The 11931-nt window shown below is 62.9% G+C and carries 13 protein-coding genes; 1 reads left to right on the top strand and 12 read right to left on the bottom strand.

What is annotated here, in order from left to right; translation table 11 throughout:
• Positions 1-12: 12 nt before the first annotated feature.
• From ACTS1Z_RS05605 to ACTS1Z_RS05660, 12 genes are all read right to left on the bottom strand, one after another.
• Positions 13-990 (bottom strand): DUF4424 family protein, encoded by a 978-nt coding sequence (locus tag ACTS1Z_RS05605; RefSeq protein WP_442623525.1) that lies wholly within the window; start codon positions 988-990, stop codon positions 13-15.
• A 34-nt stretch (positions 991-1024) separates the two neighbouring features.
• Complete coding sequence (locus tag ACTS1Z_RS05610; RefSeq protein WP_442623463.1) at positions 1025-1378, bottom strand: HesB/IscA family protein; 354 nt, start codon at positions 1376-1378, stop codon at positions 1025-1027.
• Positions 1378-1899 carry an SUF system Fe-S cluster assembly protein gene (locus ACTS1Z_RS05615; protein ID WP_442623464.1) on the bottom strand — a complete coding sequence of 174 codons (522 nt, stop codon included), beginning with the start codon at positions 1897-1899 and terminating at the stop codon, positions 1378-1380. Before ACTS1Z_RS05615 ends, ACTS1Z_RS05610 begins: the two co-directional genes overlap by 1 nt.
• 9 nt (positions 1900-1908) lie before the next feature.
• Positions 1909-3123, bottom strand: coding sequence for a cysteine desulfurase (locus ACTS1Z_RS05620; protein WP_442623465.1), 1215 nt, complete (start codon positions 3121-3123; stop codon positions 1909-1911).
• Complete coding sequence (locus ACTS1Z_RS05625) at positions 3120-3881, bottom strand: SufD family Fe-S cluster assembly protein (RefSeq protein ID WP_442623466.1); 762 nt, start codon at positions 3879-3881, stop codon at positions 3120-3122. The genes ACTS1Z_RS05620 and ACTS1Z_RS05625 overlap by 4 nt, the downstream gene beginning before the upstream one ends.
• Positions 3878-4429 (bottom strand): DUF7010 family protein, encoded by a 552-nt coding sequence (locus ACTS1Z_RS05630; RefSeq protein ID WP_442623467.1) that lies wholly within the window; start codon positions 4427-4429, stop codon positions 3878-3880. The genes ACTS1Z_RS05625 and ACTS1Z_RS05630 overlap by 4 nt, the downstream gene beginning before the upstream one ends.
• Positions 4429-5178, bottom strand: a complete 750-nt coding sequence (gene sufC, locus ACTS1Z_RS05635) for a Fe-S cluster assembly ATPase SufC (protein WP_442623468.1) — start codon at positions 5176-5178, stop codon at positions 4429-4431. The genes ACTS1Z_RS05630 and sufC overlap by 1 nt, the downstream gene beginning before the upstream one ends.
• Positions 5171-5854: a hypothetical protein gene (locus ACTS1Z_RS05640; protein WP_442623469.1), complete on the bottom strand. Its 684-nt coding sequence runs from the start codon at positions 5852-5854 to the stop codon at positions 5171-5173. Before ACTS1Z_RS05640 ends, sufC begins: the two co-directional genes overlap by 8 nt.
• A complete protein-coding gene (gene sufB, locus ACTS1Z_RS05645) occupies positions 5854-7359 on the bottom strand; it encodes a Fe-S cluster assembly protein SufB (RefSeq protein WP_442623470.1) in 1506 nt (501 codons plus the stop codon). The genes ACTS1Z_RS05640 and sufB overlap by 1 nt, the downstream gene beginning before the upstream one ends.
• Entirely contained in the window at positions 7356-7793 is a 438-nt protein-coding gene (locus tag ACTS1Z_RS05650; protein WP_442623471.1) for an SUF system Fe-S cluster assembly regulator, read from the bottom strand. Before ACTS1Z_RS05650 ends, sufB begins: the two co-directional genes overlap by 4 nt.
• A gap of 89 nt (positions 7794-7882) precedes the next feature.
• On the bottom strand, positions 7883-8746 hold the full coding sequence (locus ACTS1Z_RS05655) for a helix-turn-helix domain-containing protein (RefSeq protein ID WP_442623472.1): 864 nt from the start codon (positions 8744-8746) through the stop codon (positions 7883-7885).
• A gap of 217 nt (positions 8747-8963) precedes the next feature.
• Positions 8964-10793 (bottom strand): DUF885 domain-containing protein, encoded by a 1830-nt coding sequence (locus tag ACTS1Z_RS05660; protein WP_442623473.1) that lies wholly within the window; start codon positions 10791-10793, stop codon positions 8964-8966.
• 88 nt (positions 10794-10881) lie between these two features.
• Between ACTS1Z_RS05660 and ACTS1Z_RS05665 the strand changes: the two genes are divergently transcribed.
• Complete coding sequence (locus ACTS1Z_RS05665) at positions 10882-11928, top strand: quinone-dependent dihydroorotate dehydrogenase (RefSeq protein ID WP_442623474.1); 1047 nt, start codon at positions 10882-10884, stop codon at positions 11926-11928.
• Positions 11929-11931: the final 3 nt, after the last annotated feature.

Genomic DNA, 11931 nt, shown 5'->3' on the forward strand with positions numbered 1-11931 from the left:
CGGCGACCTTTCTCACTCCGCCGGCGACAGCAGCAACACTCTCAGATCGCGTTCGGGCCGCCAGTTGGTGCGCCGCATTTCGAACTGGGTGGGCGAGAGCCGGGTCAGACCGCTGCCGCAGAAGCTGACGATGTTGCGCGGATCGCCTTTGTCGACGACGAGCCGGAATTCGCCGATCGGTTCGCGCCAATTGGCGCCCGTCGTCAGGACGTAACCCAGCGTGCGTTCGACGACATAGCCATATTCGGAGCGCTCCATCATCCGCCGCGCGCCGGCTAGGAAGTTCGCATCCATGCAATATTCGGCGGCCATCTGCTGGCCCCATTCGCTGGCCATGAAATCGGGATTGCCGATGGGGGACCCGGCCGTCCCGCCGACCGAAGGGCGATAACGATGTTCGATCTCAAGATCTTCACCCGCCGGAAAGACCTGTTCCCAGTAATAGGTTTGCCGCACCGTCCAGAGCGCGCGGATATAGCGCCGGGTTTCGCCGTTGTTTTCATAACGATCGACGGCGACCAGCCCAATCGACGCGAGCCGGTCCGCCTGCGCATCGCTGAGCGCGGTAAGCGCGCGGTCGAAGCCTTCCCAATCCGCATCCGGCGACAAAGGCACCCCATATTCGGCAAGGATCGCGCTGTGATCGGTATCGCCCAGCATCGCCTTGCGCTCGATCGTGATTTCGACCGACTGACCCGCAACTTCCGTTTCGAAGTCGGACGGGAAGGTATAATCACCTTCATATTCGAGTTCGAGATCGGGCAGCGGAAAAGCGACGATGGTCGTCACATCCGCATCGGCCGTGTTGTGAAAAGTGTAGCGGACGCGGACCTGCTCGGTCGAAATATAAAGGTCTTCGGAGCGCATATCGATCGTGTCGCTCTGGCGCAGCACGAGACCGCCGGCCGTCAGCTCGGCGGTACTGTCATTGGCGAAGGCGGGAGCGGCGGCAAGAGCCAGCGCGGCGAACGGGATCAGGGCATGTTTCATGCCCGTCACGATAGCAGCTTTTGCGGCGCTCCGACTAGACCGTGAAGCTCTCGCCGCAACCGCAGCTTCCGGTCGCATTGGGATTGTCGAAGACGAAGCCGGCTGTGAAATCGTCTTCCTTCCAGTCCATCGTCGATCCGACAAGGTAGAGCACGGACGCGCCGTCGACATAGAAATCGCCGCCGGGCGTCGCGATCTTCTCGTCCATCGGATTGGCTTCGCTGACATAGTCCACCGAATAGGCGAGCCCCGAACAGCCGCGGCGCGGGGTCGAGAGCTTGACGCCGATCGCGCCCTCGGGCGCGCTCGCCATCAGCTTGGCAATCCGCGCTTCGGCGGACTGGGTGAGCGTAAGCGCGGCAGGAATCTCGCGGGTTGTCGTGGCCATCACAGCATCCCCAGTTCGAGTTTCGCTTCGTCGGTCATCTTGGACGGATCCCAGGGCGGATCCCAGACCAGATTGACCTCGGCATGGCCGACGCCGGGGACCGAGCCGACGCGCAGCTCGACCTCGCCCGGCATGGTTTCGGCAACCGGGCAATGCGGCGTCGTCAGCGTCATGGCAACCGCCGCCTCGCCGTTCTCGGTGACCTCGACGCCGTAGATCAGGCCGAGATCGTAGATATTGACCGGGATTTCGGGGTCGTAGATTTCCTTCAGCGCTGCGATGATATCGGCGCGCAGATCGCCGCTACCGGTATCCTCGTCGCTCTCGCCGGACGACTGGCTGGCGAGAAAGCCTTCGAGATAATCCTTCTTGCGCTCGAGCTTCGCGGAATCGCTTTCGGCCTCGGCGGGAGACGGCGCGGCAACATAGGCTTTTTCGTCCGCGGCCTCGTCGACGCGCGCCTTGCGCGGTGCGTCGACGGCATCGACTTCCTCGACCATGATCTTGCGTTCTGAGTCCATGCGAAACTCCTACCCGAAAATACGCGTGACGCGCTCGACGCCCGAAATGAGCGCCGCCACATCGTCGCTATTGTTGTAAACGCCGAAACTCGCCCGCGCGGTCGCGTCGACACCGAGATAGGCCATCAGCGGCTGCGCGCAATGATGGCCGGCGCGGATCGCCACGCCCTCTTCGTCAAGGATCGTGCCGATATCGTGCGGATGCACGCCCTCTATCGCGAAGCTGACGATGCCCGCGCTGTCGTCCGGTCCGAACAGGCGCACCGAGTTGATCTGCGACAGCGCATCGCGCGTTTCGGCGACGAGCGTCGCCTCGGTCGCGTGGATCGCATCGAGGCCGATCTTCGAAACATAATCGATGGCCGCGTGCAGGCCGAGCGCGCCGACGATATGCGGCGTTCCGGCCTCGAAGCGCTGCGGTGGAGGGGCGTAGGTCGTGCGCTCGAACGTTACCTTGTCGATCATCGAACCGCCGCCTTCCCAGGGCGGCATAGCATCGAGAATGTCGCCGCGGGCCCAGAGCGCGCCGATCCCGGTGGGGCCGTACAGTTTGTGCGCGGAAAAGACGTAGAAGTCGCAATCAAGCGCCTGCACATCGACGGGGAGACGCGGCACGGCCTGACACCCGTCGAGCAGCAGTTTCGCGCCGACGCTATGGGCGAGGTCCGCCGCGCGGCGCGTATCGAGCACCGAGCCGAGAACGTTCGACACATGGGCGAGCGCGACGAGCTTGTGCCGCTGGGTCAGCATGTCCGCCATCGCATCGAGATCGACCCGGCCATCCTCGGTCAGCGGCGCGACATCGATCTCGGCGCCGACGCGCTCGGCCAGCAACTGCCAGGGCACGATATTGGAATGATGCTCAAGCTGCGAGAGCATGATGCGATCGCCGGCGCGCAGATTCTGGCCGCCCCAGCTATGCGCGACGAGATTGATCGCCTCGGTCGCCCCGCGCGTGAAGACTATCTCGCTGTCGGACGCTGCGCCGATAAAGTTGGCCACACGCCGCCGCGCGGCTTCATAGGCGAGCGTCATATCGGCGGAACGTGCATAGACGCCGCGATGGACGGTCGCGTATTTTTCGCCATAGCCGGACGCGATCGCATCGATAACGGCCTGCGGCTTCTGCGCTGTCGCCGCCGTATCGAGATAGCGCCAGCTATCGCCGATTCCCGGGAAATCGGCGCGTACGTCTATCGGTGCAGGCGCGGTCATGACATTCATGTGATCGCCTCCAGCACCGCCAGCGCCTTGGCTTCGATCGCATCGTGCGCGGCCTCGTCTTCGAGGCTGACAAAGGCGTCGGCGATAAAGGCCTGGAGCATCAGCCGCCGCGCTTCGGCGGGCGGGATGCCGCGCGAGGCGAGATAGAAAAGCGCCTGTTTGTCGAGCTCGCCGACCGTCGCGCCATGCGCGCATTTCACATCGTCGGCAAAGATTTCGAGTTCGGGCTTGGCGTTCGCCGTCGCCGTGCGATCCAGGAGCATCGCCTTCACCGATTGCGAGGCATCGATCTTCTGCGCGTCGCGCGCGACGGAAACCTTGCCGAGGAAGGAGCCGGTCGCCGTTTCGCCGAGCACGCTGCGCACGACTTGGTTGCTCGTGCCGCCAGGCTCGACATGGCGCACGTCGGTAACGATTTCGAGCGTCTGATCGCCGGTGCCAAGGATTGCGCCGCCCAGCTCGAAATGCGCGCCCTCGGCCAATGTCACCTCGACGGCGATACGGCCATAATCGGCGTCGATAGCCAGGCAGTGCAGTGCAAAGCGCGCACCTTTCTCCAGCCGGATCGCCAGCGTCTCGACCGCGACATTGGGGTCGGCCGGTTCGAGGATCAACTGCCGGTTCGCGGAATCGCCAGCGCCGACGACAATCTCCTCGCGCTTGCCGGCGATATCGGGCCAGACCGGCGCGAGCGCATCGAGATCGGCATAGCGCCAGGCTTCGTCGCGGCGGGTTGGGAGAGGGAGAGTCTCGGTCATGCCGGCGCTCCGACTGTCTTCATGAAGGAGAGCGAATAGATATAGCTGACCACCACGACAGCGCAGATCGCAGTCGCTCGATATGGCTCCTCGACCATCGCGTAAGCCGCATAACAACCGATAGCCCGGCCCACGGCATGAATGAGGCCGACCCGATCGTCGGCGGCCCAGCCATAGGGAATCCAGATGACGCCTGCGAGGATCGCCATGCCCAGTACGATGATATCGGGCTCGCCCGCCGCCTGCGCACCGATCAGGATGGCCGGCACCGTTACCGCGATGCCGACGATCGACAGCAGGAACATCTTCGTGAGCGGATTATCGCCGCCGGAGAACAAGTTCGCGCCTTTCAGTCGATCGAGCAGGAAGGCCAGCGGCAGGATGCCCATCATGATGTACAGCGCGAGCGTGCCCACTGTGCGGTCCGGCAGATACAGCGCCGCTACACCGAGCGCGGCCCAGCAGACCATACCGGCGATCGGCATCGACTTCGTGCCGGTCGCGCGGAAATCCGTTTGCAGAGCGTCAAGAGTGGCAGAGCGGTCCATCACGCCGCTTCCGCTATCGCTTCATAGCCTTGCTCTTCGAGCTGGTGCGCGAGATCGGCGCCGCCGGTGCGCACGATGCGGCCATCGGCCAGCACATGCACATAATCGGGCTTCACCACATCGAGCAGACGCTGATAATGGGTGATCAAAAGCACGGCCTTGTCCGGCTTGCGCATGATCGTGTTGATGCCTTCGCCCACGGTGCGCAGCGCGTCGATATCGAGGCCGCTGTCGGTTTCGTCGAGAATTGCGAGTTTCGGCCCGATGATCCCCATCTGGACCATCTCGTTGCGCTTCTTCTCGCCGCCCGAAAAGCCGACATTGACGGCACGTTTGAGCATCTCGGCATTCATCTTGAGCGCGCCCGCCTGTTCGCGCGCGAGCTTCAGAAAGTCACCGCCCGACAGTTCTTCTTCACCCCGCGCCTTGCGCTGCGCGTTGACCGCGGTGCGCAGGAACTGGACGTTGGAAACGCCGGGGATTTCGACCGGATATTGGAAGCCGAGGAAAAGGCCGGCAGCGGCCCGCTCGTGCGGGTCCATCTCGAGCAGGTCTTCGCCCTCATAAGTGACCGAGCCCTGGGTGACCTCATAGCCGTCGCGGCCGCCCAGCACATAGGCGAGCGTCGATTTGCCCGCGCCATTGGGGCCCATGATCGCATGGATCTCGCCGGCGGCGATTTCGAGGCTCAGGCCCTTGAGGATTTCGGTTCCGCCGATTTCGGCGTGGAGATCGTCTATCTTAAGCATCGGTTTCCGTTTCGTTTTCGGTGGCTTCGTTTTCGGAATCATCGTCATCGGACGGTTCGGGATCTTCGTCGGTTTCGGCTTCGCCATTCGCTTCGCGGTCCGCGCGCAACACCGTCACCTCGTCGGTCACCAGCGCCGCCAGCGCCATATCCGATTGCGCGACGAGCCGCTCGGCGCTGGCGCGGACCGAGGCTTCGGGCGCATCGGGATAGCGCGGCAGTAGACTGAAATAGAATGCGTTCACATAGGCGGCGCGTTGGCCCGAACAGCGCAGCAAGGCTTCCGTACCGATCTGGTCCAGCGCGAAACCCGTTTCCTCGAGCGCTGCCCCTGCTTCCGACGAACAGAGCGAATAGGCGTTGAAGGCAAGGGTGAGATCGGACGGCTCGGGCGCGTCTTCCTCGTTCTCCGCCGCTTCGTCGCTACCGTTTTCCACCGCATCGTCTTCGGATGTCGCGTCATCGTCCTGTTCTTCGGACGCTTCGTCCTCACCAACCGCCTCTTCTTCTGCGGCATTGGCGTCCGCATCGTCTTCACTCGTGACCTCCTGGTCGCCGAGCAACGCGTCGATGGCATCGAGATCGACCTCGGCATCCGCTTCGTCCGTGGACTGCGCAGACAGTGCTGCCGGTGCAGCCAGGGCGACGCATGCAGCAAGAGAGGCAAAACGCCGCATCAACCGACACTCCCTTCGAGCGAAATGCCGAGCAGCTTCTGCGCCTCCACGGCGAACTCCATCGGGAGTTGCTGCAGCACTTCTTTGGCAAAGCCGTTGACGATCAGCGCCACCGCTTCCTCTTCATCGAGGCCGCGCTGCTGGGCGTAGAACATCTGGTCGTCGGAGATCTTGGAGGTCGTCGCCTCATGTTCGATCTGTGCGCTCGGATTCTTGACCTCGATATAAGGCACGGTGTGCGCCCCGCACTGATCACCGAGCAGCAATGAATCGCATTGCGTAAAGTTACGCACGCCCTCCGCCTTCGGCCCGACGCGAACGAGGCCGCGATAGGTATTGTCCGATTTACCGGCGCTGATGCCCTTCGAAATGATCGTCGAGCGGGTGCCCGGCGCATTGTGGATCATCTTCGTGCCCGTATCGGCCTGCTGGTAATTGTTGGTGAGCGCGACCGAATAGAATTCGCCGATGCTGTTCTCGCCGTTCAGCACGCAGCTTGGATATTTCCAGGTGATGGCGCTGCCCGTCTCGACCTGCGTCCAGCTGATCTTCGAATTCCTTCCCTGACACAGCCCGCGCTTGGTCACGAAATTGTAGATGCCGCCCTTGCCTTCGGCATCGCCCGGATACCAGTTCTGGACGGTCGAATATTTGATCTCGGCATCGTCGAGCGCGACCAGTTCGACGACTGCGGCATGCAGCTGGTTCTCGTCGCGCATCGGCGCGGTGCAGCCTTCGAGATAGGAGACGTAAGACCCCTTCTCGGCGACGATCAATGTCCGCTCGAACTGGCCGGTATTTTCCGCGTTGATCCGGAAATAGGTGCTGAGCTCCATCGGGCAGCGCACACCTTCGGGGATGTAGACGAAAGTGCCGTCCGAAAAGACCGCCGAGTTGAGCGCGGCGAAATAATTGTCATGGACGGGCACGACCTTGGCGAGCCATTTGCGCACGAGTTCGGGATGTTCGCGGATCGCCTCGGAAATCGACAGAAAGATCACCCCGGCCTTGGCCAGCTCCTCGCGGAACGTCGTTGCAACGCTGACGCTGTCGAACACGGCATCCACGGCGACCTTCCGCGCGCCCTCGACCCCGGCGAGCACCTTCTGCTCTTCGATCGGAATGCCGAGCTTCTCATAGGTTCGCCGGATTTCCGGATCGAGTTCGTCCAGGGATTTCAGCTTCGGCTTGGCCTTAGGTTCAGCATAATAATAGGCGTCCTGGTAATCGATCGGCGGGATCGAAAGCTTCGCCCAGTCGGGGCTTTCCATCTGCTGCCAGCGGCGAAAGGCTTTCAGCCGCCACTCGAGCATCCATTCCGGCTCCTGCTTCTTCGCCGAAATGAAGCGGACCGTGTCCTCGTCCAGCCCCTTTGGCGCGAAATCCTGTTCGACGTCGGACGAAAAGCCCCATTCATAGGTTTCCGCCTTTTTGGCCGCCTCTAAGGCTTCCTCGTTGCGGAATTTTTCGTCCTCGACGTCTTTGGTCTGGGTCTCATCGGTCATGCTGTGGCACTTTCGGTCACGGAAGCGGGTGGGGAATGGGCGAGGCTGGCCAGGCTGACATTGTCGAGCGCGCTGCGAACGGCGTGATTGACGACGCCCCAATGCGGCTTGACCTGGCAGGTCGGTTCGAGTGCGCAGTCATGGCTGCCCTGCTCGACACAGGCGGTCATCGCGATCGGACCTTCCACGGCCTCGATGATGTCGGCGAGGCTTATCGCGGCGGCGGGCCGCGCGAGCTGGATGCCGCCGCCAGCGCCGCGGATCGATTTCAGCAGGCCACTGCGTGACAAAAGGCTGACCAGCTTCTGCGTCGTCGGCAGCGGAATGCCGGTTTCGGCCGCCAGCTGGGTCGCGCTGCTGCGCGCGCCGCCGCAATGCTGCGCGGCCGCCTGCATCGTGACGACGGCATAGTCTGCCATGCTGGATAGACGCATTGCCAATCCTTAAATCGGAGTGATTCGCTCTTATTTGACGGATGTGGGCCGGACGCGGCCAGAAATCAAGGCTTTCCGTAGTGAAAGCCTCAGGTATCGGAAATGATCTTGCTGACCTTGCCCGCCAGCTTCTTGCGACGCGCCTGCACTTCCTTGGTCAGGGTTTCGGGCGTCTTCTTCATCTTGCCGGGCGTGACCCCGGTGAATTCCTTGATCTCCCGGATCAGGTGCGATTGGTCGTAAAAAGCGTCTTCGGGGGCTTCTTCCGATCCTTCACCATCTTCGCTGACCAGCAGCGCGGCCGCCCGCAAGGCCCGATATTTGCGGGCCAGGAGCTTTGGCGGCGCCCCGTAGAAGCGCTTGGTCATCCGCTCGACCTGGCGTTTCGAAAGGCCCGAGCGCTCGATCAGCTCGTTGATATCGGGCGAAGCGCTCTCGGTCAGCCATTCATCGACCACCCGGGTGAACCAGATCGGCGAGGATTCCGCGTCCTTCATCAGTTCGCGCGCGAAATCGGACGCGATTTCCACCTTTTCCGCGATGGTTTCCGCCGCAGTGATCGCGGCATGCGTGTCCATGACCCCGTCGCCGAGCATCGAGGCGGCGTCGATCAGCCGGTTGATATGGCTTTCGGCGTCCGCGCCCATCAGGCTGCCCCAGCCGGCCGGCTGCAAGCCGATGCCGAAGATTTCGGGCGCGCCCTTGATATGGCCGATGGTGGGGCCGGTCGTCGGCCCGATGATGCTGACTGGCGCGGCGTCGAAATATTCGCCGGTGCAGAATTCGTACCCGCCGCTGCCGCGCAACAGGAAGCGTATCTGGGCGCGGTCCGCCCGTTCTGTCGGTTTGCTTTCCTCGACCTCGGTCGCAAAGTGATAATAGGACGAAACCAGATCCTGAAGATCGTCAGGCGGCGGTGCGAACTCCAGCGAGAATTTCGACAAGTCGGTCAAATTGTGCGCCCCGAAGCTTACTGTTTTTTGCTTCTGGCACAGGGACTAGCGCAATCTATCGACAAAAAAAAGCGGCCCACGGCAGTTTCCTGCCGGGGCCGCTAGTCTTAAGCCTCCCCACCTGGGGAAGCTTCGGGTCGCACAATCCAATTAGACGGCCGAGTGTCAGGCGTATTGGACAGAATCGACAAATCGACACCGCCCGTGTGGAAAATGGCTAATCGCCGGTATTGACGCTCGCGATCCACGCATCGACCTGCTCTTCGAGGATATCGAGCGGCACGGGACCCGGCGCGAGCACCGAATCGTGGAAGCCGCGCCAGTCGAAATCATCGCCCAGCGTATCCATCGCGCGCTGCCGCAATTCCATGATCTTGAGCTTGCCGATCGTATAGGCGGTCGCCTGACCCGGATAGACGATGTAGCGCTCGATCGCCTTGCGGATATCGCCATCGGGATTCGGCGTATTCTCGCTTAGATACTGGATCGCTTCCTCGCGCGACCAGCGCAGGTGATGCAGACCGGTATCCACGACGAGCCGGCACGCGCGCCACAGCTCCATGCCCAGCCGGCCGAAATCGGAATAGGGATCGGTATAGAAGCCCATATCCTTGCCGAGTTCCTCCGCATAAAGCCCCCATCCTTCGGTATAGGCCGTAAAACCGCCAAAGCGCCGGAAGGGCGGAATGCCTTCGGTCTCGACCTGCAGCCCGCGCTGCAGATGATGCCCGGGCGCGGCCTCGTGATAGGCGAGTGCCTCCATTTCCGTGCGGGACATGTCCCGCAGATTATAGAGGTTCACATAATAGGTTCCTGGGCGGGAACCGTCAGGGGTAGGGGCCTGATAAAAAGCCTTGCCCGCCGATTGCTCGCGGAAGGCCTCGACCGGCTGGATCACGACATCGGCCTGGGGCAGGCGGCCGAAAAACTCAGGGAGCCGCTCCTCCATCGCCGCCATCGTCGCGCGCGCATCGGCGAGATAGGCTTCGCGCGTCGGATAGAAGAATTCGTCGCTGGTCCTGAGATGGGTGAAGAATTCCTGCAGCGTTCCCTCGAACCCGACCTGATCCATAATCGCCTGCATTTCGCCATGAATGCGCTCGACCTCGTCGAGACCGATCTGGTGGATCTGCTCGGCCGTCAGATCGGTAGTCGTGTAGTAGTTCAGCCGTTCGGAATAATAATCCGCGCCATTGGCGAACCGCCAGATGCCATCCTCTTCGGGCGCACTGGCCTGTTGCCGTTCGAGCATCGCGATCAGCCGCTCGTAGGCGGGCCCAACCGATTCGAGCAGCGCCGTTCGGCCGCGCGCGATAAGATCCGCCTTTTCCTCGTCGCTGATCTCGAGGCTGTTCACCTTGCTCTGCAGATCGGCATAGAGCGGTGCATCCTCGCCCTCGGTAAATGGCGCGCCGGTAATCACGTTGCGCGCGTCCGAGATCACATAGGGGAACACCCAGTCCGGCGGGAGAACGCCGTTCGCCTCGCGCGCTTCGGCTTCGGCGATCAGCTGGTCCATCGCCGGGCCGAGACCTTGCAGGCGTCTGATATAGGCCTCGGCATGGGCGGGTTCCGACACCCGGTGGATGTTGATCAGAAAGGCCGGCAGCTGGCTTTGCGCGCCGTTCATCTGATCGAAAATGTAATCATTGCCGCGGAACTGGAACGCGGCCGTGCTGCGCTCGGCCATCCGCTCGAAGAGCTGATAGGAGAGGCGCGACTGTTCGGAGAGATCGGCATTGGCGAAGCGCGCACGCATCTGGTCCCGCGCCGCGATCAACCGCTCCTGTTCGGCGACCGCGTCGGCATCGCTGAAATCGCCCCATTCGCCATAATCCTCGTCGCGGATCCCGCGAAAGGATTTTGTCAGTGGCGAAAATTCGAGCTCCGCCTGGTCGAAGGCCTCGAAAAACTCCGCCAGCGCGGCATCGGCATTTTCGACCGCTTCGGCTTCGGCGGTCTGGGCAAGCACGAATTGCGGCGCGACGGCGACCGCACCCAACCCGGTCACCAGCGCAACGGTCGACAAGAACAACTTACGGGACATCGGCGAACTCCATTTCTGATCGTTGACGCGTATCTGAACGATGTGCGCCCTTTTGACCAGTCGGATCGGCGCTGTCATAGCGCCGCGCATGGCGATCTACCCGTTCATCCGGCCGATGATATTCGCGCTCGACGCGGAGCGGGCGCACGCGCTCACGATCGCCGGGCTCAAAGCCGCGCCGCTGGGTGCTCCGCCGCCCTCACCGCCCGCACTGTCCGTGCGCGTCGCGGGCCTCGATTTTCCCAATCCCGTCGGTCTGGCCGCAGGCTTCGACAAGAATGCGGAGGTAGCGGACAAGATACTGGCGCTAGGCTTCGGCTTTGCGGAAGTCGGGACGCTGACGCCGCTCCCGCAATCGGGCAATCCCAAGCCGCGCATGTTCCGGCTCGTCGCCGATCAGGGCGTCATCAACCGGCTGGGCTTCAACAATGCGGGGCAGGCGTCGGCGGCCGAGCGGCTTGCGGCACGCGACCGGACGCGCGGTATCGTCGGCATCAATATCGGCGCGAACAAGGACAGCGAAGACCGGATTGCCGATTATGAAGCGGGTGTGCGGACGATGGCGCCGCTGGCCGATTATCTGACGATCAACATTTCCTCGCCCAACACGCCCGGCCTGCGTGCGCTGCAGGACGAGGGCGCGCTCGATGCACTGCTCGAGCGTTCCATGGCGGCGCGCGGTGCGGATGTGACACCGGTCTTCCTGAAAGTGGCGCCCGATCTCGAACCGGCCGATATCGACGCCATCGCCCGGATCGCCATCGACCGCGCGGTCGACGCGCTCATCGTCGGCAATACGACGATCAGCCGGCCTGACCTCAAGTCCCGCCACGGCGCCGAAAGCGGCGGACTTTCGGGCCGGCCGCTCGCCGCGCTCGCCCGGCAACGCCTCGCCGACTTCCGGTCCGCCACCGGCGGCGCGATGCCGATCATCGCCGTCGGCGGCATCGACAGCGCGAAAGAAGCCTGGGCGCGCATCTGCGCCGGGGCTTCGCTCGTCCAGCTCTATACCGCACTCGCCTATCAAGGGCCGGGCCTCGGTCGCGATATCGTTCGCGGGCTGGAACGATTGCGCAAACGCGCGGGCTTCGCCTCGATCGCGGAGGCGATCGGCAGCGCCGGACGAACGGACTAGGCG

The sequence above is a fragment of the Parasphingopyxis sp. genome, assembly GCF_052168295.1.
Classification (GTDB): domain Bacteria; phylum Pseudomonadota; class Alphaproteobacteria; order Sphingomonadales; family Sphingomonadaceae; genus Parasphingopyxis.